Source organism: Kitasatospora sp. MAA19 (genome assembly GCF_029894125.1).
Taxonomy (GTDB): domain Bacteria; phylum Actinomycetota; class Actinomycetes; order Streptomycetales; family Streptomycetaceae; genus Kitasatospora.
The window spans coordinates 34728-60036 of the sequence record NZ_JARXYZ010000030.1 but is presented as its reverse complement, the minus strand read 5'-3'; the positions used below and the strand labels follow the sequence as shown (position 1 = coordinate 60036).

At 73.9% G+C, this 25309-nt stretch carries 19 protein-coding genes, 2 pseudogenes and 1 riboswitch; of the genes and pseudogenes, 12 read left to right on the top strand and 9 right to left on the bottom strand.

The window, feature by feature from the left end:
- The first annotated feature begins 42 nt into the window (after nt 1–42).
- From P3T27_RS32005 to P3T27_RS31995, 3 genes are all read left to right on the top strand, one after another.
- Nucleotides 43–798 (top strand): HipA family kinase, encoded by a 756-nt coding sequence (locus P3T27_RS32005; protein ID WP_280684751.1) that lies wholly within the window; start codon nt 43–45, stop codon nt 796–798.
- Between the two features lie 26 nt (nt 799–824).
- Entirely contained in the window at nt 825–1226 is a 402-nt protein-coding gene (locus tag P3T27_RS32000; RefSeq protein ID WP_280684775.1) for a DUF3037 domain-containing protein, read from the top strand.
- 109 nt (nt 1227–1335) lie between these two features.
- Nucleotides 1336–1791: a MarR family transcriptional regulator gene (locus P3T27_RS31995; RefSeq protein WP_280684750.1), complete on the top strand. Its 456-nt coding sequence runs from the start codon at nt 1336–1338 to the stop codon at nt 1789–1791.
- Between the two features lie 29 nt (nt 1792–1820).
- Here P3T27_RS31995 and P3T27_RS31990 read toward each other — a convergent pair whose 3' ends face one another.
- Nucleotides 1821–3950: an ATP-binding domain-containing protein gene (locus P3T27_RS31990; protein ID WP_280684749.1), complete on the bottom strand. Its 2130-nt coding sequence runs from the start codon at nt 3948–3950 to the stop codon at nt 1821–1823.
- 109 nt (nt 3951–4059) lie between these two features.
- Here P3T27_RS31990 and purB point away from each other — a divergent pair, with 109 nt between their 5' ends.
- The gene (gene purB, locus P3T27_RS31985) at nt 4060–5499 is read left to right on the top strand and encodes an adenylosuccinate lyase (RefSeq protein WP_280684748.1); all 1440 of its coding nucleotides are present in this window, start codon (nt 4060–4062) and stop codon (nt 5497–5499) included.
- Nucleotides 5500–5530: 31 nt separating this feature from the next.
- Here purB and P3T27_RS31980 read toward each other — a convergent pair whose 3' ends face one another.
- Nucleotides 5531–7063: an MFS transporter gene (locus P3T27_RS31980; RefSeq protein ID WP_280684747.1), complete on the bottom strand. Its 1533-nt coding sequence runs from the start codon at nt 7061–7063 to the stop codon at nt 5531–5533.
- Nucleotides 7064–7375: 312 nt separating this feature from the next.
- Nucleotides 7376–7557: riboswitch (cyclic di-AMP (ydaO/yuaA leader) on the top strand.
- A 2-nt stretch (nt 7558–7559) separates the two neighbouring features.
- On the opposite strand from P3T27_RS31980, the gene P3T27_RS31975 reads away from it, so the two are divergent.
- Both P3T27_RS31975 and P3T27_RS31970 read left to right on the top strand, forming a co-directional pair.
- Nucleotides 7560–8525 carry a LysM peptidoglycan-binding domain-containing M23 family metallopeptidase gene (locus P3T27_RS31975; RefSeq protein WP_280684746.1) on the top strand — a complete coding sequence of 322 codons (966 nt, stop codon included), beginning with the start codon at nt 7560–7562 and terminating at the stop codon, nt 8523–8525.
- A 363-nt stretch (nt 8526–8888) separates the two neighbouring features.
- Complete coding sequence (locus tag P3T27_RS31970; protein ID WP_280684745.1) at nt 8889–10430, top strand: APC family permease; 1542 nt, start codon at nt 8889–8891, stop codon at nt 10428–10430.
- 33 nt (nt 10431–10463) lie between these two features.
- Here the strand turns inward: P3T27_RS31970 and P3T27_RS31965 are convergent, their stop codons facing one another.
- Complete coding sequence (locus P3T27_RS31965; protein ID WP_280684744.1) at nt 10464–11183, bottom strand: DUF2470 domain-containing protein; 720 nt, start codon at nt 11181–11183, stop codon at nt 10464–10466.
- 188 nt (nt 11184–11371) lie between these two features.
- Between P3T27_RS31965 and P3T27_RS31960 the strand changes: the two genes are divergently transcribed.
- Complete coding sequence (locus P3T27_RS31960; RefSeq protein ID WP_280684743.1) at nt 11372–12589, top strand: MFS transporter; 1218 nt, start codon at nt 11372–11374, stop codon at nt 12587–12589.
- A gap of 147 nt (nt 12590–12736) precedes the next feature.
- On the opposite strand, the gene P3T27_RS31955 is transcribed toward P3T27_RS31960, so the two are convergent.
- The 3 genes from P3T27_RS31955 to P3T27_RS31945 are packed head-to-tail and all read right to left on the bottom strand — an operon-like array spanning nt 12737 to nt 15061.
- Complete coding sequence (locus P3T27_RS31955; protein ID WP_280684742.1) at nt 12737–13144, bottom strand: RidA family protein; 408 nt, start codon at nt 13142–13144, stop codon at nt 12737–12739.
- Nucleotides 13145–13170: 26 nt separating this feature from the next.
- Nucleotides 13171–13920: an IclR family transcriptional regulator gene (locus tag P3T27_RS31950; protein WP_280684741.1), complete on the bottom strand. Its 750-nt coding sequence runs from the start codon at nt 13918–13920 to the stop codon at nt 13171–13173.
- A gap of 37 nt (nt 13921–13957) precedes the next feature.
- Complete coding sequence (locus P3T27_RS31945; protein ID WP_280684740.1) at nt 13958–15061, bottom strand: sugar kinase; 1104 nt, start codon at nt 15059–15061, stop codon at nt 13958–13960.
- Nucleotides 15062–15186: 125 nt separating this feature from the next.
- Between P3T27_RS31945 and P3T27_RS31940 the strand changes: the two genes are divergently transcribed.
- The 5 genes and pseudogenes from P3T27_RS31940 to P3T27_RS31920 all read left to right on the top strand — a co-directional run bounded on the left by P3T27_RS31940 (nt 15187) and on the right by P3T27_RS31920 (nt 21851).
- Complete coding sequence (locus P3T27_RS31940) at nt 15187–16518, top strand: alanine racemase (RefSeq protein WP_280684739.1); 1332 nt, start codon at nt 15187–15189, stop codon at nt 16516–16518.
- A gap of 68 nt (nt 16519–16586) precedes the next feature.
- Nucleotides 16587–18182 carry a D-aminoacylase gene (locus P3T27_RS31935; RefSeq protein ID WP_280684738.1) on the top strand — a complete coding sequence of 532 codons (1596 nt, stop codon included), beginning with the start codon at nt 16587–16589 and terminating at the stop codon, nt 18180–18182.
- Nucleotides 18179–18835, top strand: a complete 657-nt coding sequence (locus P3T27_RS31930; protein ID WP_280684737.1) for a bifunctional 4-hydroxy-2-oxoglutarate aldolase/2-dehydro-3-deoxy-phosphogluconate aldolase — start codon at nt 18179–18181, stop codon at nt 18833–18835. Before P3T27_RS31935 ends, P3T27_RS31930 begins: the two co-directional genes overlap by 4 nt.
- A gap of 150 nt (nt 18836–18985) precedes the next feature.
- Nucleotides 18986–20566, top strand: a complete 1581-nt coding sequence (locus P3T27_RS31925; RefSeq protein WP_280684736.1) for an alpha-amylase family glycosyl hydrolase — start codon at nt 18986–18988, stop codon at nt 20564–20566.
- 210 nt (nt 20567–20776) lie between these two features.
- Nucleotides 20777–21851: pseudogene (locus tag P3T27_RS31920) on the top strand (hypothetical protein).
- 193 nt (nt 21852–22044) lie between these two features.
- On the opposite strand, the pseudogene P3T27_RS31915 reads toward P3T27_RS31920, so the two are convergent.
- From P3T27_RS31915 to P3T27_RS31905, 3 genes and pseudogenes are all read right to left on the bottom strand, one after another.
- Nucleotides 22045–22452: pseudogene (locus P3T27_RS31915) on the bottom strand (acyl-CoA dehydrogenase family protein); the annotation flags it as partial.
- The gene (locus P3T27_RS31910; protein ID WP_280684735.1) at nt 22449–23711 is read right to left on the bottom strand and encodes a CoA transferase; all 1263 of its coding nucleotides are present in this window, start codon (nt 23709–23711) and stop codon (nt 22449–22451) included. The pseudogene P3T27_RS31915 and the gene P3T27_RS31910, both read right to left, overlap by 4 nt.
- Nucleotides 23708–25240, bottom strand: coding sequence for an amino acid permease (locus P3T27_RS31905; protein WP_280684734.1), 1533 nt, complete (start codon nt 25238–25240; stop codon nt 23708–23710). Before P3T27_RS31905 ends, P3T27_RS31910 begins: the two co-directional genes overlap by 4 nt.
- Nucleotides 25241–25309 lie beyond the last annotated feature (69 nt).

Sequence of the window (25309 nt, the reverse complement as noted above, 5' to 3'; positions counted from 1 at the left end):
GAGTGAAGGAGGTGGTGGGTCGGCACCGATAGGCTGTCGGCCGTGCTCCCCGAGGTGACGGCGATCCGTTATGTGACGCCACTACGAGAAGGCGGCTCGATGCCGGGCCTGGTCGAGGCCGACGACCGGCGGCTGTACGCGCTGAAATGGGTCGGCGCGGCGCAGGGCCGCAAGGCCTTGGTGGCGGAGGTGCTGGCCGGGGAGCTGGGCCGGCGGCTCGGTCTGCCGGTGCCGGAGCTGGTGACGATCGACCTGGATCCGGTGCTGGCCCGTAGCGAGCCGGACCAGCAGATCCAGGACCAGATGCGGGCCAGCGGCGGCACCAATCTCGGGATGGCGTTCGTCAGCGGTGCGCTCAACTTCGACCCGCTCTGCTTCGAGGTGGACCCGGAGTCGGCCGGCCGGGTGCTCTGGTTCGACGCGCTGATCGGCAACGTCGACCGCTCCTGGCGCAACCCCAACCTGCTGGTGGCGACCGGCGGGCTGCGGCTGATCGACCACGGCGCGAGCCTGATCTTCCACCACCACTGGGCGGGCGCCGCCGCCTGGGTGCGCCGCCCGTACGACGCCTCCGACCACGCGCTGCTGCGGGCCCAGCCCGACCTGGCGGCCGCGGACAAGGCGCTCGCGCCGCTCGCGGAGGCGGCGATCGAGGGGGCGGTGGCGCGGATCCCGGAGGTCTGGCTGGTGGACGAGCCCGGCTTCGACTCGCCCGAGGCGGTGCGCGCCGCGTACCGCGCCCAGCTGACCGGGCGCCTGGCCGGTCCGCGCGACTGGCTGCCGGAGGTGCCCGCATGACCGAGCCGAGGACGCCCGAGCCGAGGATGCCTGAGCTGTCGATGGCTGGTGGGCTGCACGACTACGAGTACGCCGTGATCCGCGCGGTGCCGCGGGTCGAGCGCGGTGAGTGCGTCAACGTCGGGGTGCTGCTGTACTGCCGGCAGAACGCGCACCTGGCCGCCCGGACGCACCTGGACCAGGCCCGGCTGCTGGCGCTGGATCCGGTGGCGGACGTGCACGGGGTGCGGCGGGCGCTGTACGGGATCGAGGCGGTGTGCGCGGGGGGCCCGCAGGCCGGTCCGGCGGCGGGGGACAGCCCCGGGCAGCGGTTCCGCTGGCTGACCGCGCCGCGCAGCGCGATCGTCCAGCCGGGGCCGGTGCACACCGGGCTGACCGCCGACCCGGAGGCGGAGCTGCGGCGGCTGTTCGATCAGCTGGTGCTCTAGTCTTGCCCCACCTTCTGCCTCGCCTGCTGGCCCGCCTCTTCGCCCCGCCGCGGACGGTTGCCGTGGTCAAAGCTTGAGTTGCTGAAGCACTCCGCCGTACGCTGACCCCATGGGTTCGACAGCGACGACGACCGTACCGACCAACGCCGAGTTGATGGAGGCGTTGGCCGCCGTCGGCGCCGCGTATTTCCAGGACTTCGCGGCGGCCGCCGCCCGGCACGGGCTCTCCTCCTCCCAGGCCAAGGCGCTGGGCGCGGTGCAGGAGCCGGTGCCGATGCGGGCGCTGGCCGGACGGCTGGGCTGCGACGCCTCGAACGTCACCGGGATCGTGGACCGGCTGGAGTCGCTGCGCCTCGCCCACCGGGAGGCGGCGGCCGGTGACCGCCGGGTGAAGATCGTGGTGATCACCGACGAGGGCCGGGAGATCCTGAACCGCATCCGCGGCGAGATGGCCCGTACCCACCAGGCCTTCGAGGCGATGACCGACGAGCAGCGGATCGCCCTGCACTCGATCTGTGCGCAGGTGCTGCCGGTGCTGGCCGGCCGGGCGGGCACCGCCCAGTAGCGCGCCGCGCCACGCCCGGTCGGCCGGGGTCAGAGCACCTCGGCGATCGCCGGTGGCAGTGGGCGGTGGTGGAGCAGGGTGAGCGTGCGGGTGGCGCGGGTGAGCGCGACGTAGAGGTCCCGCGCGGACTGCGCCTGGATGGCGGCCGGCTCGACCACCACGACGGCGTCGAACTCCAGGCCCTTGCACGCCGCGACGGTGAGCGCGCCGAGGTCGCCCGCCAGGCCGTCCGGCGCGATCACGCCCAAGGTGCCGGCGGGGGCGGGCAGTTCGGCGAGGGCGGCGGCGAACCCGGCGTCCGGGACATGGACGGCGGACGGACGCTCGGCGCCCGGGCGGACCGACTCGGGCGGCTGCCGGTCGGGTGCGGCGGTGCGCAGGACGGCGGCGGCGAGTGCCATGATCGGTTCCGGCGTACGGTAGTTGACGGTCAGGCGGGTCTCGCGCCAGCGGCCGGGCAGGTGCGGGTCGAGCATCTCGGCCCAGCTGCGGGCGCCGGCGGGCGAGCCGGTCTGGGCGAGGTCGCCGACGACGGTGAGCGAACGGGTCGGGACGCGCCGCAGGACGGTGCGCCAGGCCATCGCGGAGAGTTCCTGCGCCTCGTCCACGACGACGTGGCCGTACGCCCAGGTGCGGTCGGCGGCGGCGCGTTCGGCCGTCGAGCGGTGGGGACCGTCGTGGTGGAAACGCCCGGCCAGCAGGGCCGGGTCGAGCAGGGCGTCGCCGGTCTGGCCGGTGATGGTCAACACACCCTGGGCGAAGGAGAGTTCGGCTTCGTCGGGGTCGTCCTCGGGGCGGTCGGCGGGCCGGGTGTCGCCGAGCAGTTCGGCGGCCTCGTCGAGCAGCGGGACGTCCTCGACCGTCCAGGGGCCGCCGGGCGGGCGGAGCAGCGTGTCGTGGTGGTCGGGCGCCGCCGAGGCGAGCAGGCCCGGGTCGGTGAGCAGCCGTTCCACCAGCTGCTCCGGGGTGAGTCGAGGCCAGAGCGGGTCGAGCGCGGCGCGGACGTCCTCGCGGGCCCACAGCTCGCGCGGGGCGTAGTGCGCCTCCTCGTCGTCGTACGGGCGGCCGAGCGCGAGCGCCTGGGCGACGGCGAGCGCGTCGAGCAGGGTGCGCAGGTAGTACGCGCGGGCCCGGTTGTGCGGCAGGCGCAGGCCGCGGGCGGCGTCCCGGGCCTCGGCGCAGGCGCGGGCGGACAACCGCAGGCCCTCGCCGAGGTCGAGGCCGCCGGCGGGGGCCGACTGGTGGGCCGCGACGGCCCGGCGCAGCACCCCGGCCATCCAGCGGCCGCCCTTGGCGACGGCGGTGGCGGCGGTGTCGCTGCGGGTCGCGGTGACGCCCGGGAAGAGCTCGCCGACGGTGCGCAGCACCACTTCGGTCTCGCCGAGGGCGGGCAGCACCTCGTCGATGTAGCGCAGGAAGCCGGGGTGGGGGCCGAGGACCAGGACGCCGCGGCGCTCCAGCGCGGCGCGGTGGGTGAACAGCAGGTAGGCGGCGCGGTGCAGGGCGGCGACGGTCTTGCCGGTGCCGGGGCCGCCCTGGACGACCAGGGCGCCGGGCAGCGGGGCGCGGATCACCCGGTCCTGCTCGGCCTGGATGGTGGCGACCGCGGTGCCCATCCGGCCGGTCCGCTCGCGGGCGAGGGCGGCGAGCAGGGCGGCCTCGCCGACCAGGGTGCGGCGGCCGGACTCGTCGAGCCGGTCGAGGTCGAGTGCCTCGTCGTCCAGGCCGGTGAGGGTGCGGCCACGGGTGTGCAGGTGGCGGCGGCGCACGACGGGGCCGGGGCGGGCGGGGGTGGCGGTGTAGAACGGCCGGGCGGCGGGGGCGCGCCAGTCGAGGAGGAGCGGCTCGTACGCGTCGTCGCTCAGGCCGGTGCGGCCGATGTACTGGACGGTGCCGTCGTGCTGGTCGAGGCGGCCGAAGCAGAGGCCGCGTTCGACGGCGTCGAGCCGGGCGGCGCGGCGGGTGGCCTCGCGGGCGCGCACCTCGCGTTCCAGCCGGGCCTGGTGGGTGCCGCCGGCGCCGGCCCCGTCGAGGGCGCCGTCGCGGGTGCGGCGGGCCTCCGCGCGGGTGCTGTCCAGCCGGGCGTAGAGCCGGGTGAGGTGGGCCTGTTCGGCGCGCAGCGCCGCGGCGAGGGGCGGTTCCGCTGGAAGTCCATGCATCGGTGTGGTATCCTCGCGGTGAGAAGTTTGTCGAGCGTCACCTGACGGTCGCTCAATTGACCCAGCCTACCCGATGCGCCGACGTTCCGGCTGACCTCGGCTGTTAGGCTTGCGAAGCGTGAGCGCGAAGCCCCAGATCCCCAATGTCCTGGCCTCCCGGTACGCCTCGGCGACCCTGGCCCAGCTGTGGTCCCCCGAGCACAAGGTGGTCCTTGAGCGCCACCTGTGGCTCGCCGTCCTGAAGGCCCAGCAGGACCTCGGTGTCGAGGTGCCGGCGAACGCCGTCGCCGACTACGAGCGGGTGATCGACCAGGTCGACCTCGGCTCGATCGCCGCCCGTGAGCGAGTCACCCGCCACGACGTGAAGGCCCGGATCGAGGAGTTCAGCGAACTCGCCGGCCACGAGCAGATCCACAAGGGCATGACCTCCCGGGATCTGACCGAGAACGTCGAGCAGCTGCAGATCCGTCAGTCGCTGGAGCACGTGCGCGACCGTACGGTGGCCGTGCTGGTCCGGCTGGCCGGCCTGGCCGCCCAGCACTCCGAGCTGGTCATGGCCGGCCGCTCGCACAACGTGGCCGCGCAGGCCACCACCCTGGGCAAGCGCTTCGCGTCGATCGCCGACGAGCTGCTGGTCGCCTTCCGCCGCCTGGAGGAGCTGATCGCCCGCTACCCGCTGCGCGGGATCAAGGGCCCGGTCGGCACCGCCCAGGACATGCTGGACCTGCTCGGCGGCGACACCGACAAGCTCGCCGAGCTGGAGCGCCGGGTCGCCGGGCACCTCGGCTTCGAGAACGTGCTGACCAGCGTCGGCCAGGTCTACCCGCGCTCGCTGGACTTCGAGGTGCTCACCGCCCTCGTCCAGCTGGCCGCCGCGCCGTCCAGCCTGGCCAAGACCATCCGCCTGATGGCCGGCCACGAGCTGGTCACGGAGGGCTTCAAGGAGGGCCAGGTCGGCTCCTCGGCGATGCCGCACAAGATGAACACCCGCTCCTGCGAGCGCGTCAACGGCCTGGCCGTCATCCTGCGCGGTTACGCCTCGATGACCGGCGAGCTGGCCGGCGACCAGTGGAACGAGGGCGACGTCTCCTGCTCGGTGGTGCGCCGGGTCGCGCTGCCGGACGCCTTCTTCGCCTTCGACGGCCTGCTGGAGACCTTCCTGACCGTCCTCGACGAGTTCGGCGCCTTCCCCGCCGTGGTCGAGGCCGAGCTGGACCGTTACCTGCCGTTCCTCGCCACCACCAAGGTGCTGATGGGCGCGGTGCGCGCGGGCGTCGGCCGGGAGACCGGGCACGAGGTCATCAAGGAGCACGCCGTCGCCTCCGCCCTGGCGATGCGTGCGGGCGCCCGGGAGAACGAGCTGCTGGACCGGCTGGCCGCCGACGAGCGGATCCCGCTGGACCGGGCCGCGCTGGACGCGCTGCTGGCCGACCGGCTGTCCTTCACCGGCGCGGCCGGTGCCCAGGTCGCCGAGGTGGTCCGCCAGGTGGAGGCCGTCGCGGCCGCCTACCCGGAGGCCGCCAAGTACGCGCCGGGCGACATTCTCTGACGGTCTTTCAGCCAGCACTCCAGCCGGTGCCTCAGCCGGCCGAGGGCCCTGCCGCCGATCCGGTGGTGGGGCCCTCTTCCGTGCGCACATGGCCCGGGTCGAGCGGCGGGGTGGTGCCGCAGGACCACTCGCAGTCCGGCTCGGCTACGGGGTGGTCCGCCGGCGCGAGGACGTTGCCGCGGACGGTGGCGAAGGCGGTCAGCCCGCCGGTGACCAGCAGCCCGGCGCAGATCAGCATCGCGGTGTGGAAGGCGGAGTCCACCGCGGACGGCACCCGGTAGGCGTCGCCGCTCAGCCCGGCGAACGCGGGCAGGGCGGCGACCGCGAGCAGCCCGGCCGCGCGGGCGGCGGCGTTGTTGACGCCGCTGGCGATGCCCGCGTGCCGGACCTCGACGGCGGCCAGCACGGTGGCGGTCAGCGGCGCGACCAGCAGCACCATCCCGCAGCCCATCACCGCGACGGCGGGCAGCACGTCCGCCCAGTAGGAGGAGTGGGGGCCGGTGCGCAGCATCAGCAGCACCCCGGCGGCGCACAGCAGCGGGCCGACGGTGAGCGGGATCCGGGGGCCGATCCGCTTGCCGAGCCGCCCGGCGCGCGCCGACAGCGTCAGCATCAGCACGGTGATCGGGATCAGCGCGAGGCCGGAGACCAGCGGGGAGAAGCCCGCGACGATCTGCAGCTGCACCACCAGCAGGAAGAACACCCCGCTGAACGCCGCGTAGACGCACAGGGTGACCAGGTTCACGGCGGTGAACAGCCGGGAGGAGAAGAGGCCGAGCGGCAGCATCGGCTCGGCGGTGCGGCGCTCGACCGTGAGGAAGGCCGCGCCGAACAGCAGGCCGAGGGCGCCGCTGATCCAGACGGCGGGGGACAGGCCCTCCCCGGCAGCGGTGAGCGCGTAGGTGATCGCCCCGAGGGAGAGCGCGGCGAGCAGCGCGCCGGGGACGTCGAAGCGGCCGACGGCGCTCTCGTCCCGGCTCTCGGGGACGAAGCGGGAGGTGACCGCGACCACGGCGGCCGCGAGCGGCAGGTTCAGCAGGAAGATCCACCGCCAGCCCGGGCCGTCCACCAGCCAGCCGCCGACGAAGGGGCCGACCGCGGCCGCCACCCCGCCGAGGCCCGACCACAGACCCACCGCCGCCGAGCGGTCGTCCGGGTGGAAGACGGCCTGCAGCATGGCGAGCGAACCGGGGGTGAGCAGCGCCCCGCCGATGCCCTGGACGGCGCGGGCGGCGATCAGAACCTGGATGTCCGGGGCGGCGGCGCAGGCCGCGGAGGCGGCGGCGAACCAGACCACGCCGATCAGGAACACCCGGCGCCGGCCGTACCGGTCCCCGAGCGCGCCGCCGAGCAGGATCAGCCCGGCCAGGGTGAGCAGGTACGCGTTCAGCGTCCACTGCAGGGAGGCGAGCGTGGCGCCGAGATCGGCGCCGATCCGGGGCAGCGCGACGTTCACCACGGTGCTGTCGAGCAGCGCCATGCTGGAGCCGAGCACCGTCGCCAGAAGTACCCAGCGGCCCTGCGCGGTGCCCAGACGCAGGTTGCCGGCCTCAGAGGTGGTCACGGCCTGATCCTGCGCCCAGTGGGGTGTACGTGACAAGGGTCACCGGGGGGTGTGTTGATGGTGGGCGGTGCGTGAGCGGCCGGGTGCGCTGTGCTGGCGGGATGGGCGCAGCGTCGTGGATCAGTGGCGCCGGGTGAATGGATTGTGCACGTACAGTGCGGCGGATCATGCGGAGGGTCACCGTGGTCCGCGCAGTGGTTGCCGGTTCAAGTGATCGACATTGCTTCACTCGAATGGATGGGTTTTAGTTCAGCGACCGCCCGGCCAGTCCGGACGGATCCTCCGGGCGGAACGCCGAGTCCTGCCGCTGTCCGGTGGTTCGAACTGAACTCTGTACGGCAGGAGCGGGGGACCCACAGGTAAGTCGCCGGACCGGAACGGCACGCTCTCGCGTGACCGGATCCAGGGCCGGCTAGGGGTGAAGCCGCGCATGCGGCCGGGCAACTCCAGCCCGAACCCGACAGCTCACCTCGCAGGCGTCGGAGAGGAAAATCCCATGCCTGCTCAGGCTCGTCGTATCGCCCTGCCCCGCGCCGCCCGCATCGGCATCGCCACCGCCGTCACCGGTGCCTCCTTCGCCCTCCCGCTCGTCACCGCGATGAGCGCCCAGGCCTACACCGTCCCGGCCGCCCCGGTCGCGCAGAGCACCACCTCGACCAGTGCCGCTCCCGCCACCCAGGCCCCCGCGCAGGCGAGCTACCGCGTCGTCAGCGGCGACACCCTGTCGAAGATCGCCGACGCCAAGCACGTCGACGGTGGCTGGGAGGCGCTGTACGCGCACAACCGCACGGTCGTCGGTGGCAACCCGAACCTGATCTTCCCGGGCCAGCAGCTCGCGATCGCCGGCCAGGCCGCCGCTGCCGCGCCGTCCTCGGACGCCGCTGCGACCGCCCCGGCCAAGCCGGCCGCTCCGGCCGCCTCGGACACCGCCGCCAAGCCGAAGGCCCAGCTGGAGGTCCGGACCGAGGCCGCGAAGCCGTCCGCCCAGCTCCAGACCCAGGTGCAGACCGCCGCGCCGGTCGCCGCGGTCACCGCCACCCCGGTCGCCGCCACGTCCGGCTTCGTCGCGCCGTTGGCCAACCCGAAGCTGGGCACCGCCTACGGCGTGGCCGGCTCGATGTGGGCCTCCGGCCACCACACCGGCCAGGACTTCGTCGCCTCCACCGGCACCCCGCTGCGCGCCGTCGCCAACGGTGTCGTGGTGAAGGCCGGCAACGGCGGCGCCTACGGCAACGAGGTCGAGATCAAGCTCTCCGACGGCCACTACGCCGAGTACGCGCACCTCTCCTCGATCGGTGTGAAGATCGGTCAGACCGTCACCGTGGGCCAGCAGATCGGCCTCTCCGGCGCGACCGGCAACGTGACCGGCCCGCACCTGCACTTCGAGATCCGCAACGGCTCGGAGTACGGCTCGGACATCAACCCGGTCACCTACCTGCGGGCCCACGGCGTCGCGCTCTGACCCGTACCGCTTGAGAAGCCACCGCTGCTACGGGCGGAACGACCTCCCGGGATGGTCATGTCGGGTGACCGCTCGACCGGGTGATCGCCGCGGCAGCGGACATGGGCGCGGGACACGCCCAGGCCGGCCCGGCACACGATACCTCTCTCGTGTGCCGGGCCGGCCAGCGCCTTTTTCGGCTGATGCCCTTTCCGGGCAGGCTCGTTCGAGCGCGGGTGAGTGGAACCGAACAGGGCGTCAACCTGCCCGCGACCGGTCCGACGATCTGTTCTTGCGAGGGCTCTCGCCGCGCCCGATGCTGTCGGGCAGTCGGCGCCCGGCGGTTCGGCGGGCGGTGGAGCCATGGCGCGCGGAGGAGGACGGATGGCCGTCCGGAGCGGGGAAACGGTCGACGGGCAGACCGGGGGAGGCGGGGTCGACCGGCTGAAGGCGGACTCGGTCGGCCTGGTGGGCGTGGTGTTCATGGCGATCGCCACCGCCGCCCCGATCACCGCGATGACCGGCAACCTGCCGATCGTCGTCGGGCAGGGCAACGGCGTCGGCGCGCCCGCCGCGTACGTCCTGGCGACCGTGGTGCTCACGGTGTTCTCGGTCGGGTACGTGGCGATGGCCCGGCACATCACCGCGGCCGGGGCGTTCTACGGGTACATCTCGCACGGGCTCGGCCGGGTCGCCGGGATGGCCTCGGGGCTGCTCGCGGTGCTCGCGTACATCGTGTTCGAGGCCTCGGTCATCGGCTTCTTCGCCTACTCGCTGCGCGGACTGGTCCGTTCGCAGCTCGGGGTGGACCTGGGGTGGGGCTGGTACGCGCTGTTCGGGCTGGTGGTGATCGGGGTGATGGCCTGGTTCGACCTGCATCTGACGGCGGGGCTGCTCGGGGTCGCGCTGGTGCTGGAGATCGGGGTGCTGGGCGCGGTCGCGCTGGCCGTGCTGGTGGGCGGCGGCGGGCCGGACGGCATCGTCGGCGAGGCGGTGAACCCGCTGAACGCGCTGACGGGGGTGGGGGGTTCGGGCGCTGCGGCGGCGGGCCTCGGCCTGTTCTTCGCGTTCTGCTCCTGGGTGGGCTTCGAGTCGACCGCGATGTACGGCGAGGAGTCCCGGGACCCGAAGCGGGTGGTGCCGCGGGCGACCCTGGTCTCGGTGGTCGGGGTCGGGCTGTTCTACGTGTTCGTGTCCTGGATGATCGTGTCCGGCAACGGGGTTCGGCACGCGATCGACGTGGCGAGCGGCGCGGTGCCGGGCAAGGACGGGAACAGCCTGTTCCTCGACCCGCTGGGCGCGTACCTCGGGGCCTGGGCGGTGAAGGTGTTCCAATGGCTGGTCGTCACCGGCTCGTTCGCCTGCGCGATGGCCTTCCACCAGTGTGCGGCCCGCTACCTGTACGCGATCGGGCGGGAGGGGTTCCTGCTCCCGGCGCTCGGCCGCACCCACCCGAGGTACGGCTCGCCGTACGTCGCCTCGGTGGTGCAGTCGGGGATCGCGGGCGCGCTGGTGGCGGCGTTCCTGATGGCGGGGATGGATCCGTACGCGCACCTGTACACGCTGCTCGCGCTGCTCGGCACGATGGCGATCCTGATCGTGCAGACGCTCTGCTCCTTCGCCGTGGTGGGGTACTTCCACGTGCAGGGCAGGCACCCGGAGACCAGGCACTGGTTCCGCACGCTGGTGGCACCGCTGCTGGGCGGGGTGGCGATGGCCGGGGTGGTGGTGCTGCTCGTGCTCAACAAGGACACCGCGGCCGGGGCGGCCGCCGGGACGCTGCTGTTCCGGCTGATCCCGTACCTGGTGATCGGGGCCTTCGTGGGCGGGATCGTGCTGGCGCTCACCATGCGTCGGCGCAGCCCCGAGCGGTACGCGCGGATGGGGCGGGTGATCCTGGAGGAGGCCGCCGTCGAGCGGGGGTGACGGTACGTCGGAATCGTCCGTCGGTCTGCTGGTTCAGATCCGGTGGGCGGGCAGGCCGTGCTGGGCGGCGGTCAGCAGCTGGTGCATCCGGTGGCCGAAGTCCTCGGTGTCGGCGGCCGGTTCGGGGAAGACCAGGCGGACGTCGCGGTGGCCGTGCGGGTGGTCCAGGCGCAGCACCAGGCCGTGGCGGTCCAGGGCGAGCGGGCGGACGTCCGGGTGCTGGGCGAGCAGGTCCGGGTCGAGCAGGCGGGTGAGGACGGCGAGGGCGTCGGCGTGGTCGTCGGCGAGGTGGGTGAGCATGGCGGCCTCGTAGCGGGCCAGCGGGTCGGGCGTGGCGAGGGCGAGGTCGTCGGCGGTGAGCGCGCCGGTGCCGTACGGGGTGGCGAGGACGGCGTGGGCGACGTCCACGCGCAGGTGGACGCTCAGGCCGTCGTCGGCGAGGTGGGCCAGGTGCAGCCGGCCGGCCAGTGTGAGGCGGGCGCGGACCCGGTCGCGGACGGCGACGGGGGCGATGTCGGTGACGTCCAGGACGACCGCGAGCCCCTCGGTGGCGCCGGCGGCGGCGGTGGTGAGCGGGGTGCCCAGTGGGGCGCGCAGGCGCAGTCGGGAGCCGTGGACGGAGACCGGGCTCTCCAGGTCGTGGTGCTCGCCGCAGGCGCGGACGGTGAGCGAGGAGGTCGCGCTGAGCAGGCTGTGGACCCGTTCGGCGGTGGTGGGCTCGGGCACCTCGGCGTCGCGGGCGGACAGGCTCATGGTGGACTCCATTAGGTTAGGTGAGCCTAACCTAATGTCTGCCGAGGGGTGTGGCAAGTGGCATGCCGGGGCCGTCGTCGGATTGCTGTCGTTGGAGATAGGCGGCGCTTGCAAGCATCTGTGAACGTCCGTATTGTCGACGCTGGTAGTTGCACGCGCAAAGATATCTCTACGGAAAGCGGTCCCTCATGCCCCTCGCGCTCCTGGCACTGGCGATCAGCGCCTTCGGCATCGGCACCACCGAGTTCGTGATCATGGGCCTGCTGCCCGAGGTCGCCGGCGACTTCTCGGTCTCCATCCCCACCGCCGGCCTGCTCATCTCGGGCTACGCGCTCGGCGTCGTGATCGGCGGACCGCTGCTCACCATCCTCGGCACCCGGGCACCCCGCAAGGGCATGCTGCTGACGTTGATGGGCCTGTTCGTGGTGGGCAACCTGATCGCGGCCGTCGCGCCCGCCTTCGGGCTGCTGATGGTCGGGCGGATCGTCAGCGCCTTCGCGCACGGCGCGTTCTTCGGCATCGGCTCGGTGGTCGCCGCCGACCTGGTCGCCCCGCACAAGCGGGCCGGCGCGATCGCCCTGATGTTCACCGGCCTCACCGCCGCCAACGTGCTCGGCGTCCCGATGGGCACGCTGCTCGGCCAGCACTTCGGCTGGCGCTCCACCTTCTACGTCGTCGCCGGGCTCGGCCTGGTCGGCCTCGCCGGGATCGCGGCGCTGGTGCCCGTCCAGCCACGGGCCGAGGCCGCCCGGCTCGGCGCCGAGCTGGCCGCCTTCCGGACCCTGCGGCTCTGGTCGGCGCTCGCCATGACCGTGCTCGGCTGGGGCGGCATCTTCGCGATGTTCACCTACATCACGCCGATGATGACCGAACTGGCCGGCTTCGCCCCGAGCAGCGTCACCTGGCTGCTCTTCCTGTTCGGCGTCGGACTGTTCGTCGGCAACCTGTTGGGCGGTTGGTTCGCCGACCGCGCGCTGATGCGCAGCCTCACCGTGATCCTCGCGGTGCTCGCGGCGCTGCTGTTCGCCTTCACCTTCGCCGCGCACAGCAAGGTGGCCGCGATCGTCACCATCCCGCTGATCGGGCTGTTCGGCTTCGCGACCGTCGCGCCGCTGCAGAAGCGGGTCATGGACCAGGCGGCCGGTGCACCGACGCTGGCCTCGGCCGCCAACATCGCCGCGTTCAACCTGGGCAACGCGCTGGCCGCCTGGCTCGGCGGGCTGGTCATCTCGGCCGGCCTCGGCTACGCCGCGCCGAACTGGGTGGGCGGGCTGCTGACCGTCGTCGCCCTCGGCGTGACGGTGTTCTCCGCGGCGCTGGACCGGCGCGGCGGCGCGGCGGGCGAGGGGCGGATCGTGGCGCACTCGGGCGCGGCGGTCGAGCAGGGCGTGCCCGTGGGGCGGTGAGCGCGGGGCACGGCGAAGGGCCCGGACGTCGGGGGTGCGTCCGGGCCCTTGCGTCGGTCATGCGGTTCAGGCGCCTTGCCGGCCGTGGGACTCGTGCGACCGTTCGTCGGTCGCGGGGCTCGTGCGACTGCCCGTCGGTCGCGGGGCTCAGGCGACGACGGCCTGGGCGTCGATCTCGACCAGCATCGGCTCCTGCGGCAGCTCGACGAAGATCGTGGTGCGGCAGGGCTTCACACCGCCGGGTTTGACGTTCTCCTCGATGAACTCGGCGTACACCTCGTTCATCAGCGGGAAGTCGGCCCGCTTGGTGAGGTAGACGCGGAACATCACCACGTCCTCGATGGTGGCGCCGCCGGCCTCGACGATCGCCTTGACGTTCTCCAGCGTGCGCCGGGTCTGCGCCTTCACGTCGCCGTGGTGGAGGTACTCGCCGGTCGCCGGGTCCTGCGGGCCCTGGCCGGAGACCTGCAGGATCGGGCCCTTGCGGACGCCCTGGGAGAACATCCAGGCGGGGGCGGGAGCGCCGTCGGTGCGGATCTCGGTCTTGTCGCTCATGAGCTTCCTTACGTTCTGGCGGTGGATCAATTCTGCTCCGGGCAACCGCAGTCGGCGGAGATGCCGCGGGTGGTGGCGAGCAGCTGCGGGAGGAGGTCCAGCACCTGCTCGTAGGGGAGGACGACGTCCGGGACGGAGATGGACGCGGCGGCGACCACCCGGCCGCTGCTGTCCCGGATCGGCGCGGCCACGCAGTTGATGAACGCCTCGTGCTCGGCGTGGTCCTGCGCCCAGCCCTGGACGGCGACCTTCTCCAACTCGGCGAGCAGCGCCTCGGGCGTACTGAGGGTGCGCGGGGTGTGCGGGGTGAAGTCGATCCCGGCCACCACCCGGCGGCGTTCGGGCAGCGGCAGGTCGGCGAGCAGCACCTTGGAGACGGCGGCGCTGTGCAGGGCGGCGCGCAGGCCGATCCGGGAGTACATCCTGACCGGGTGCCGGGAGTCGAACTTGTCGATGTAGACGACCTCGCCGCCCTCGTACGCGGCCAGGTGCACGGTCTGGCCGGTGGCGGCGTTCAGCTCGGCCAGGTGCGGGGCGGCGATCCGGCGCACGCCGCGCTGCTCCAGGGCGAGGCCGGACAGGGCGAACAGGCCGGCGCCCAGGTGGTAGCGGTAGGCGGCGTCGCGGTAGACGAACCGTTCCTCCTCCAGGCTCTGGAGCAGTCGGAGCACGGTCGTCTTGTGGACGCCGAGCACCTCGGCCAGCTGGTCGAGGGAGCGCTCGCCCTCGCCGAGCTCGGCGAGGATGCGCAGGGCGCGGGTGACGGTCTGGCTCATCGTGCTCCGCCGGGGTCGTTCGGGCTCGGGTTCGTGCTCATTGTGCCCGGGCCCGCAGGGCGTCGTGGGACCGCTCCGCGGGGACGGCCGGGCCGGTGATGCCCGTCGCCGAGACCCGGGTGGCGGCCCAGTCGGCGGGAGAGGCGTCGAGCAGCGCGGCCACCACGGCGGCGGACGGCAGCTCGGCCTGGTCGCCGTGGGCGGTCAGCGCGCAGGCGGCGCTCAGGTGGCCGAGCCGCAGCCGGCGGCGCTGGTCCAGGCCGTGGACGGTGCCGGCCAGGTACCCGGCGGCGAAGGCGTCGCCCGCGCCGGTGGCCTCGACCACGTCGACGGCCAGGGCGGGCTCGGCCACCGCCGTGCCGTCCCGCTCCAGGGCGGTGACCAGCCGGGCGGCGTCCTTGACCACCACGGTGGCGGGGCTGGGGAAGCGGCGGCGCAGCGCGGCCGGGTCCCCGGTGCCGAAGGCGGCCTCGGCCTCGTCGGCGCCGAGCAGCAGCAGGTCGGCGGCGTCCAGCAGTGGCGGCAGGACGGCCGGGTCGCGGTCGTGCCAGAGCGCGGGGCGCCAGTTGAGGTCGAAGCTGACGATCCGCCCCGGGCGGCGCTCGGCGAGCAGGGCGCGCAGCAGGGCCAGGCAGTCGTCGGAGAGCGCGGCGGTGATGCCGGACAGGTGCAGGAGGCGGGCGTCGGCCAGCAGCCGGGCGGCGGCCGGGTCGGCCAGCAGGGCGGGGGAGAGCGCGGCGGCCGCGGAGCCGCGCCGGTGGTAGTGCAGCCGGCTCCGGCCGGGGCCGAGGTCGTGGCGGTGGCCGGTGGCGCCGCCGACCTCCTTGAGGTAGAGGCCGGTGGGGCGGTGCGGGTCGACGGCGACCGCCGAGACGTCCACACCGCGGGCGGCGACCTCGTCGAGCAGCCGGCGGCCGAAGCCGTCGTCGCCGACCCGGCTGATCCAGGCGGTCGGCACGCCGAGTGCGGCCAGCGCGACGGCCACGTTGGACTCCGCACCGCCGACCGACAGCCGGAAGTTCTCCACCGCCTCCAGCGGGCCCGGCCGGTCCGGCAGCAGCACCGCCATGGACTCGCCCACGCACACGGCCATCGGGGAAGGACCGGGTCGGGTCGGGCCCGGGGTGTCCTGTCGCGGCATCTGCTGGGCTCCTCGTCTGCGGCGGCCGTTCCGTTGACCGTGATCCGGCGCCGATGCTAGAACCGTGATGCCAACATGTGCAACCCTCATTGCACATGTTGCAATATGGCAGATGGAGGAAGACGGTGGAGCAGACCTTCGCAAGCATCGGCACCGGGCCGGGCATCGACGGCGGCGCGGTGGCGGGCCTCGCCGACGAGACGCTCGACTGGCGGTTCAAGGCCGTCCCGCCGGACGCCTCCTCGGTGGGGCGCCCGGACGGCGCCACGCAGGGGCGCTCGGTCCGGGACTGGCTGGCCACCGGGCCCACCCTCGCCGGGCTGAGCACCCCGCTGCTCACCCTGGACGGCGCCGCGCTCGACCACAACATCCGCACCATGGCCGACTGGTGCGCCAAGGCCGGGGTCGCGCTCGTGCCGCACGGCAAGACCACCATGGCGCCCGCCCTGTGGCAGGCGCAGCTCGTCGCCGGCAGCCACGGCATCACCCTCGCCAACCTGCCGCAGGTGCGGGTCGCCCGGGCCTTCGGGGTCGAGCGGATCCTGCTCGCCAACACCCTGCTCGACCCGGCCGGACTGGCCTGGCTCGCCGCCGAGCTGGCCGCCGACCCGGCCTTCGCCTTCGTCTCCTGGGTGGACTCCACCGAGAGCGTCCGGCTGATGGACGAGGCGCTGCGCGCCGCCGGGGCCGAGCGACCGGTCGAGGTCCTGATCGAACTCGGCGGCCCCGGCGGGCGGACCGGTGCCCGCGGGGTGGACGCGGCCGTCGAGGTCGCCGCCGCCGTCCTGCGCGCCCCCACCCTGCGCCTCGCGGGCGTCGGCGGGTACGAGGGCGCACTCGCCCACGACGCGTCCGTCGGCGGGCTGGACACCGTCCGCGGCTACCTGAGGACGCTCGCCGAACTGCACGGCCGGCTCGCCCGCGCCTACCCGGGCGACGCCCAGCCGGTGGTGACGGCCGGCGGCAGCGCCTACTTCGACCTGGTCGTCGAGGAACTGACAGGACTGCCGGAGGCGTTCGTGGTCCTGCGCTCGGGCGCGTACATCGCCCACGACGACGGCTTCTACCGGGGCATCTCCCCGCTGGTCCGGGGCGCTGGCGACGCGCCGTTCCGCAGTGCGCTGCACGGCTGGGCGCGGGTGGTGTCCCGGCCCGAGCCGCAGCTGGCGCTGCTGGACGCCGGCAAGCGCGACCTGCCCTTCGACGAGGGCCTGCCCGAGCCGCAACGCGTGCGCGGTGGCGCGGAGTTGACCGGGACGGCGGCCCGGATCACCGCGCTCAACGACCAGCACGCCTTCCTGCGCGACGCGGGCGACCTCGCCCCGGTCGGCGCGGTGGTGCGGGTCGGCGTCTCGCACCCGTGCACGGCCTTCGACAAGTGGACGGCGATCCCGGTGCTGGACTCCGCCGACGCGGCCGAGCCGAAGGTCACCGGGCTGGTCAGGACGTTCTTCTGATGGCGGGCGGCAGGGCGGGGCGAGTGGGCGTCGGGGGCGCTGGAGGCCTTGAGGGTGCCGGGGACGCCGTGGTCTTCCGGGGCGCCACGGTGGTCGACGGCACCGGCGCGGACCGCTACCGGGCGGACGTGCGGATCGCCGACGGCCTGATCACCGAGATCGGCCGGGGCCTCGGCGCGCCCCGGGTGGTGGACGCGGACGGTCTGGTCCTCACCCCCGGCTTCATCGACATGCACGCCCACTCCGACCTCGCCCTGCTGCGCGAACCCGAGCACCCGGCCAAGGTCACCCAAGGCGTCACCTGCGAGGTCCTCGGCCAGGACGGCCTGTCCTACGCCCCGGTCGACGACACCACGCTGCTCGCGCTGCGCCGCCAACTGGCCGGCTGGAACGGGGATCCGGAGGGCTTCGACTGGGACTGGCGCGGCGTCGCCGGCTACCTGGACCGGATCGACCGCACCGGCGTCGCCGTCAACGCCTGCTACCTCGTCCCGCACGGATCGCTGCGGATGCTCGCCATGGGCTGGGCGAACCGGCCGCCCGCACCGGCCGAACTCGACCGGATGCGCCAGCAGTTGGCGCAGGGCCTGCTGGACGGCGCGGTCGGCATGTCCAGCGGCCTCAGCTACACCCCCGGGATGTACGCGGACACCGCCGAGCTGGTCGAGCTGTGCACCGTGGTCGCGGCCTACGGCGGCTTCCACGCACCGCACCAACGCTCCTACGGCGACGGCGCGTTGGAGGGCTACGCGGAGATGGTGGAGATCGCCCGGCGGACCGGCTGCGCGTTGCACCTGACCCACGCCACGATGAACTTCGGCGTCAACCGGGGCCGCGCCGGCGAACTGCTGGATCTGGTCGACGAGGCGCTCGCCGACGGCGTCGACCTCACCCTGGACAGCTACCCCTACCTGCCCGGCTCCACCACCCTGGCCGCCCTGCTGCCGAGTTGGGCCACCGAGGGCGGCCCGGCGGCGACGCTCACCCGGCTCGCCGACCCGGCGGCCCGCGAGCGGATCCGCTTCGACGTGGAGGAGCAGGGCAGCGACGGCTGCCACGGCGTGGTCACCGACTGGGCGACGATCCAGATCTCGGGCGTCCGCGCGGCGGAGCTGGCGGCGACGGTCGGCCGGACCGTCGCCGAACTCGCCGCCGAGCGGGGGCGCGGCGGGACGGAGGTCTTCCTCGACCTGCTGCGCCGCGACGAACTGGCCACCACGATCCTCCAGCACGTCGGGCACGAGGAGAACGTCCGGGCGATCATGCGCCACCCGGCGCACACCGTCGGCAGCGACGGTCTGCTGGTCGGCGCCCGGCCGCACCCGCGTGCCTGGGGCACCTTCCCCCGCTATCTCGGCCACTACAGCCGGGATTTGGGCGTGCTGACGCTGGAGGAGACGGTCGCCCGAATGACCGGCCGGCCCGCCGCCCGGCTCGGACTGCACCGGCGCGGCCGGATCGCCCCCGGCCACCACGCCGACCTGGTGCTCCTCGACCCCGAACGGGTCCGGGACGCCGCCACCTTCGAGCACCCCCGGCTGCCCGCCGAGGGCATCGAGCACGTGTACGTCAACGGCACCGCCGTCGTCCGGCAGGGCCGCACCACGGGCGCCCGGCCCGGGCGCGCCCTGCGCCGCACCGACCGAGGAACCCGAGCCCTGTGAATCCCGCCGCCGTGCATCCGCCCGCCGAGAACCCGCTTTCCGCCCTGACCGACGACCCGGTGATCGCCGTGGTCCGCGCGCCCCGGATCCCGGACGCGGCCGCGCTGTGCGCCGCGCTCGCCGATGGCGGCATCAACTGGACCGAATTCACCTACACGACACCGAATGTGACGGATCATCTGCTCCGTGCCGCCGAGGCGGGCTGGCGGGTCGGCGTCGGTACCGTGCTGACCGCCGAGCAGGCCGGGCGCGGGATCGCCGCCGGGGCCTCCTTCCTGGTCACCCCCGGCTGCCGGCCCGAGGTCGCGGAGGCCGCCCGGGCCGCCGACGTGCCGGTGGTGCTCGGGGCGCTCACCCCGACCGAGGTGGCCCGGGCGTTGGACCTCGGCGCCGCCGCCGTGAAGATCTTCCCGGCCCGGGCGTTCGGCCCCGGCTACTTCAGGGATCTGCGCGGCCCGTACCCGGACGTCCCGCTGGTGGCGTCCGGCGGCGTGAACGCGGGCAACGCCGCGGAGTTCCTGGCGCACGGCGCGCTCGCGGTCTGCGCGGGGACGGACGTGGTGCCGCCGGACACGGTCGCGGCGGGGGACTGGGCGGAGATCACCCGGCGGGCCCGGGCGTTCACCGAGGCGTGCGCCGCCGCCCGGGCCTGAGGCGGTCGCTGCGGTCGGGATCGGGGTCGCGACAGCTGGTAGCGGCAGTGGGCAGTGGGCAGTGGGCAGTGGGCAGTGGGCTGTCGGGATGGCCGGGGATGGGCGAGAATCGTGCTCCCCGGCCCCGGATCCGGCAGGAGGACCCACCCCATGACCTCGACCCGCCCCGGCCCCGACTGGCTGGCCGACGCCGTCCTGTACCAGATCTACCCGCAGACCTTCGCGGACTCCGACGGCGACGGCATCGGCGACTTCGCGGGCATCGCCGAGCACCTCGACCACCTCGCCTGGCTCGGCGTCGACACCGTCTGGCTCAACCCCTGTTTCGCCTCGCCGTTCCGCGACGCGGGCTACGACGTCACCGACTACCTCGCCCCCGCCCCGCGCTACGGCACCACCGAGGACCTGGTCGCGCTGGTCGAGGCCGCCCGCCGCAAGGGCATCCGGATCCTGCTCGACCTGGTCGCCGGCCACACCTCCGACCGCCACCCCTGGTTCCTGGCCGCCGCCGAGGATCCGGCCGACCACCGGTACATCTGGTCCGAGCGCCCGGTGGAGGGCTTCGTCGCCTCGCCCGGCAGCCGCCCCGGCTGCTACCGGCCGAACTTCTTCGACTGCCAGCCGGCGCTCAACTTCGGCTACGCGAGCGGCAGTTCCGAGGAGCCCTGGCGCCAGCCGGTGGACGCCGAGGGCCCGCGCGCCAACCGGGCGGCGCTGCGCGAGATCATGGCGCACTGGCTCGGCCTCGGGCTGGCCGGCTTCCGGGTGGACATGGCGTCCTCGCTGGTCAAGGACGACCCGGGCCTGGTGGAGACCGCCAAGCTGTGGACCGGCCTGCGGGACTGGCTGGACCGCGCCCACCCGCAGGCCGCCCTGTTCGCCGAGTGGGGCGATCCGGCGGCCGCCGTCGCGGCGGGCTTCCACGCGGACTTCTTCCTGCAGTTCGGCGGCGCCGACCACGGCCTGCCGCTGCGCTCGCTCTGGAACAACGGCGGCGGCACCGTCGAGGAGTTCTGGCACCAGGGCCCGTGCTACTTCGAGGCCGAGGGGCGCGGTACCCCGCAGGTGTTCCTGGACGCCTGGCGCTCCGCCGCCGAACTGACCGAGGGCAGCGGCCACATCGCCCTCCCGACCGCCAACCACGACTTCTCCCGGCTGGCCACCGGCCCGCGCACCGCCGAACAGCTGGCCGCCGCCTTCGCGTTCCAGCTCACCTGGCCCACCCTGCCGGCCGTCTACTACGGCGACGAGATCGGCATGCGCTACCTGCCCGGGCTGCCCGACGTCGAGGGCAGCGTGCTCGGCCCGCGGTACAACCGGGCCGGCTCGCGGACCCCGATGCAGTGGGAGCCCGGACCGACGGCGGGTTTCTCCAGTGCGCCGCCCGAGCGCCTCTACCTGCCCGTGGACCCGGACCCGCGGCGGCCGGACGTGCTCTCCCAGCGGGCCGACCCGACCTCGCTGCTGCACACCGTCCGGCGGCTGATCGTGCTGCGCCGCGCGCACCCGGGACTGGGCGCGACCGGCGGGGTCGAGGTCCGCAACGCCGGGTACCCGCTGGTGTACACCCGGGCCGGGCGGTACCTGGTGGCGGTTAACCCGCGCCGGGAGCCGGGGTCGGTGCGGCTGGAGTGGGGCGGTGTGCGCCCGCTGGAGGTGCAGGGCGTGCGGGTGGCGGACGGGGAACTGCGGGCGGAGGGCTTCGGGTACGGGGTGTTCGAGCTGTCCTGAGGCCCGGGCTGCGGGTGCCGGGCTCGGGCTGCCCGCTCCGGTCCGCTCCGGGGGTTCGGACTGCTCGCTCTGGGCCCCGGCCACGGGGACCGGCTTTCGATCGGCGTCGGATGGTTGTAAGCTGCATCCATAGATGGTTGCATTTACCACCCACAATGGTTGTATATGACACCCGATCTACTAATGTCACCGGAGGACCGTACGAACGCCATGAGCACACCCCAGACTTCCGCCGCAGCGCCCACCCTGGGGCACTCGCTCAAGCACCTCGCCATCCACCTGATCACCCCGCTGCTGATGTGCCTCGGCATGGCGCTCGCCTACGAGGGCGCCTTCCACCAGCCCGAGCCGCACCACCTGAAGGTCGCCGTCGTCGGCACGACCCCGCAGGCGCACGGCCTGGCAGAGGCGATCCGGGCCAAGGCCGGGGACGCGCTCGACGTCCGCACCCTGCCCGACCGGACGGCCGCCGAGCGGCAGCTGCACGACCGCGATCTGGTCGGGGCCTTCGTCCCGGACGCCAGGAGCCCTGAACTGCTCGTCGCCAAGGGGAACTCGGACACCTCGGTGGTGGCCGCCACGGCGGTGTTCACCGACGTCACCGACCGGCAGGGCGTCCCCGCTGCACGTCACCGACCTCACCACGCCGGCCGAGGGTGACCCGACCGGTCAGGGCCTGTTCTTCCTGCTGGTCGCGCTGAGCATCGGCTCCTACGCGAGCGTCGCCGCGATCGGCGCGGCCGGCGCCGGGCTGAGCCTGCGGACCCGGGCGCTGGTGGGTGTGGCGGTGTCGCTGATGGTGAGTGTGATCGGGGCCGTCACCGCCGGGCCGGTCTTCCACGTGGTCGACCACGACCTGGCCGCGGTGTGGGCGCTCGGCTGGCTCTACTCGGCGGGCGTGGTCCTGATCGGCATCGGCCTGCACACCTTCCTGAAGAAGTGGACCACGCTGGCCCTGATGGTGCTGTTCGTGATGCTGAACTTCACCAGCTCCGGCGGCGTCTTCCGGCCCGAGCTGCAGAATGGCTTCTTCGGCGCCCTGCACGGCTTCTGGACCGGCGCCGGCTTCCTGGAAGGCGCGCGCAGCATCCTGTACTTCGGCGGCGGCGCGGGCCTCGGCGGGCACGTCCTGACGCTGGTGGTCTGGTTGCTGCTGGGCGGCGCCGCGCTGGTGGCCGCCGCGCTGTACGAGGGGCGCGGGCGCTGGCCGGTGGAGGCCCCGGCGGAGGCCGAGGAGGAACTGGAGGAGGCCGAGGAGGAACTGGAGGAGGCGGTCGCGGTCTGACCGCACCGCACGGGCAGCTTCACCCGGGCCGAGGGCATCGGCGCCGGGTGGCGATCGGCGGCCCGCGCCCGGCTCTGGACAAGCCGGGCGCGGGCCCGTTCGCGTCTACCGGTACGCCGCCTGCCCGGTGAGCGCCTGGCCGATCACCAGGGTGTGGATCTCGCTGGTGCCCTCGTAGGTCAGCACCGACTCAGCCGATCGCGGTGCCGGCGGCGAGCCGGGGCAGCCACTCCTGCTTCTGCTCCTCCGAGCCCCACCGGTGGATCGAGTACATCGCGAGCGAGCCCTGGACAGAGACGAAGCTGCGGAAGCCGGAGTCGGCGGCCTCCAGTTCGAGGCAGGCCAGGCCGTAGGAGACGGCGTTGGTGCCGGCGTAGCCGTAGCCGTCCAGATGCATGCCGAGCAGGCCCAACGCGCCCAGTTCGGGTGCGAGTTCGCGGGCGAAGTGGGCGTTCTCGAACCACTCGGCCAGGTGCGGGCGGACCCGGTCGGCCAGGAACGTGGCCACGGTGGTCTGGATGTCGCGCTCCTCGTCGGTCAGTACGGCGGCGAGGTCGATCAGGTCGAGCGGGTCGGCGAGGGGAGTGGCGCGGGTGCTCATGGGTGGTCCTCGGGGTGCTGGTCGGGGCGTGTGGGCTGCCCGCCGGGGCGGTCGGGCCGTGCGGCCGGGGTCCCGGGCCGTGCGGCGGGGCCGCCGGGGCGCCGGCCGGGGTCCTCGGTGTCGAGCCAGGCGGTCAGTTCGGCGGTGTGCTCGCCGAGCCGGGGCGGGGGCAGGTGGTAGCGGGGCGGAGTGCGGGAGAGGCCGATGGGGTTGGCGACCAGGGCGAGCGGGCGGCCGTCGGGGCCGGGCAGGGTGGCCCGGGGAGCGAGGCCGAGGGAGTCGGCGAGGGCGAAGGCGCCGGCCAGGTCGTTGACCGGGCCGCAGGGCACGCCGAGCGGGGTGAGCACGGCGAACCACTCGGCGGCGGTGCGGCGTTCGAGCCGGGCGGTGAGTTCGGTGCGGAGCGCGTCGACGTGCGCGACCCGGTCGCCGTTGGTGGCGAACCGGGGGTCGGTGGCGAGGGCGGGGGCGTCCAGGCCCCGGCAGAGGGCGGCGAACTGCCGGTCGTTGCCGACCGCGACGACCAGCGGGCGGTCGGCGGCGGTGAACACCTCGTACGGGGCGATGGAGGGGTGGCGGTTGCCGAGGATGCCGGGCACCGTGCCGGCCAGGGTGTACCCGGCGGACTGGTTGACCAGGCCGGACAGCAGGGTGGAGAGCAGGTTCAGCTCCACCAGCTGGCCCTGCCCGGTGGCCTCCCGTTCGCGCAGCGCGGCCAGGACACCGACCGCCGCGTGCAGCCCGGTCAGCACGTCCACCAGTGCGACGCCCGTCTTCACCGGCTCGCCCGGGGCCGGGCCGGTCACCGACATCAGGCCGCCGACCGCCTGCACCAGCAGGTCGTAGCCGGGCAGTGCGGCGCCCGGTCCGGCGCCGAAACCGGTGATCGAGCAGTAGACGAGCCCGGGGTTGAGCACCCGGGCCCGTTCGTGTCCGAGGCCGTGGCGGTCCATCGTGCCGGGGCGGAAGTTCTCCACCAGGATGTCGGCGCGGCGCACCAGTTCGACGGCGCGGGCGTGGTCGGCCGGGTCGCGCAGGTCGAGGGTGAGGGAGCGCTTGTTGCGGTTCACCGAGAGGAAGTAGGTGGCCTCGCCCTGGGCGTGCGGCGGGCCCCAGGAGCGGGTGTCGTCCCCGGTGCCCGGCTGCTCGACCTTGATCACGTCGGCGCCGAGGTCGGCGAGCAGCATGGTCAGGTACGGCGCGGCGAGGACGCGGCCGAAGTCGGCGACCAGGAGGCCGGCGAGGGGGAGGCCCGTCACGCGTCCTCCACCGCGCCGGTGGCGGCGACCGCGTCGCCGGACGGGGCGTCGCTGCGCAGGTGCGGGCGGGCCAGCAGCAGGTAGAGCCCGCCGGCCGCGAGCACCACCACCGCCGAGAGCAGCACGAGGTAGTTGTCGTACCAGGCGGCGTCCGGGGTGCGGCCCCAGCAGATGTTGACGATCGCGGCCACGCCGTACACCAGTGCGCCGATGTTCACCGCCAGGCCCCAGCGGCCCAGCCGGAAGTCCCCGCTCGGGCGCCAGCCGCGCAGCCGGGCCCGCAGCGCGGCCAGCACCACCATCTGGAAGGCGAGGTAGATGCCGATGCTGGAGAAGGAGATGATCTTCGTCAGGGCGCCCTCGGAGAGCGCCGAGGCGCCGACGATGATCACACCGGGCAGCGCCGCCGCGAGCAGCAGGGCGTACGGCGGCACCCGCAGCCGGTCCGAGACGGTGGCGAGCAGCCGGCTGCCCACGATCATCCGGTCCCGGGCGAAGGAGTACGTCAGCCGGCTCGCCGCGGCCTGGAGGCTCAGCACACAGGACAGGAAGGAGATCAGCACCACGCCGATCACCACCCGGGCGCCGGTGGGGCCGAACGCGTCGTGCAGCACGGCGGCCACCGGGTCCTTGTCGTCGCCGGACACGACCGCGCCGATGTCCCGGATCGACATGACCAGCGCCAGGCTGACGCCGATCGCCGCCGCGCCGCCGACGTAGATGGTGCGCCGCATCGACTTGGGGATCTGTCGACCTGGGTTCGGCACCTCCTCGGCGACGTCGCCGCAGGCCTCGAAGCCGAAGAAGAGGAAGACCGCGATCAGCCCGGCGGCCAGGAAGGCATCGGTGTACGAGCCGCCCTCGCCCGCGCCGAAGCGGTCGAAGACCACGCCGAGCCCGTGGTAACGGTGGGTCAGCAACAGCCAGGCGCCGACCGCGAGGGCGCCCAGCAGCTCGGCGGCGAAGCCGAACACGGCCGCCGCCGACAGCACCTTGGTGCCGCCCAGGTTGATCACGGTGGCGAGCAGCAGCAGACCGAGCGCGCACCAGACGGTCGTCGCGGTGCTCGGCTCGACACCCAGCAGCGCGGCCACGTACGGGCCGGCGCCGTAGGAGACCGCCGCGATGGTGGACATCAGCGCGAGCAGGTACACCCAGCCGGTCAGCCAGCCCCAGGTGCGGCCCCAGAGCCGGCGCGACCACGGGTACACCCCGCCCGCCACCGGGAACTGGGCGACCACCTCGCTGAACACCAGCGCCACCAGCAGCTGGCCGACACCGGCGATCAGGAAGCTCCACACCATCGGCGGGCCGGCGGTCGCGAGGGAGGAGGCGAAGAGTGTGTACACCCCCACGACCGGGGAGAGATAGGTGAAGCCGAGGGAGAAGTTCGCCCAGAGGCTCATGTCGCGTTTGAACTCGGAGGTGTAGCCGAGGGCGGCCAGATGGTCCGCGTCGGCGTCGGGGCCGGGGCCCTGCCGGGGGAGGGGGCCGGTCGGGGAGGTGGCACGTGCACTGGCATCGGTCATGACCTGCTCCTGGGAACGTGGCGTGACGCGCGAGGATTCTCGGGTGATGCTCGGGTTTCGGGTGATGCG

What these genes read in the sequence shown, in the direction of transcription:
- P3T27_RS32000 (WP_280684775.1), top strand. Translation starts at nt 825, where the DNA reads ATGCCTGAGCTGTCGATGGCTGGTGGGCTGCACGACTACGAGTACGCC.
- P3T27_RS31995 (WP_280684750.1), top strand. Translation starts at nt 1,336, where the DNA reads ATGGGTTCGACAGCGACGACGACCGTACCGACCAACGCCGAGTTGATG.
- P3T27_RS31990 (WP_280684749.1), bottom strand. Translation starts at nt 3,950, where the DNA reads ATGCATGGACTTCCAGCGGAACCGCCCCTCGCCGCGGCGCTGCGCGCC.
- P3T27_RS31975 (WP_280684746.1), top strand. Translation starts at nt 7,560, where the DNA reads ATGCCTGCTCAGGCTCGTCGTATCGCCCTGCCCCGCGCCGCCCGCATC.
- P3T27_RS31970 (WP_280684745.1), top strand. Translation starts at nt 8,889, where the DNA reads ATGGCCGTCCGGAGCGGGGAAACGGTCGACGGGCAGACCGGGGGAGGC.
- P3T27_RS31965 (WP_280684744.1), bottom strand. Translation starts at nt 11,183, where the DNA reads ATGAGCCTGTCCGCCCGCGACGCCGAGGTGCCCGAGCCCACCACCGCC.
- P3T27_RS31960 (WP_280684743.1), top strand. Translation starts at nt 11,372, where the DNA reads ATGCCCCTCGCGCTCCTGGCACTGGCGATCAGCGCCTTCGGCATCGGC.
- P3T27_RS31955 (WP_280684742.1), bottom strand. Translation starts at nt 13,144, where the DNA reads ATGAGCGACAAGACCGAGATCCGCACCGACGGCGCTCCCGCCCCCGCC.
- P3T27_RS31950 (WP_280684741.1), bottom strand. Translation starts at nt 13,920, where the DNA reads ATGAGCCAGACCGTCACCCGCGCCCTGCGCATCCTCGCCGAGCTCGGC.
- P3T27_RS31945 (WP_280684740.1), bottom strand. Translation starts at nt 15,061, where the DNA reads ATGCCGCGACAGGACACCCCGGGCCCGACCCGACCCGGTCCTTCCCCG.
- P3T27_RS31925 (WP_280684736.1), top strand. Translation starts at nt 18,986, where the DNA reads ATGACCTCGACCCGCCCCGGCCCCGACTGGCTGGCCGACGCCGTCCTG.
- P3T27_RS31905 (WP_280684734.1), bottom strand. Translation starts at nt 25,240, where the DNA reads ATGACCGATGCCAGTGCACGTGCCACCTCCCCGACCGGCCCCCTCCCC.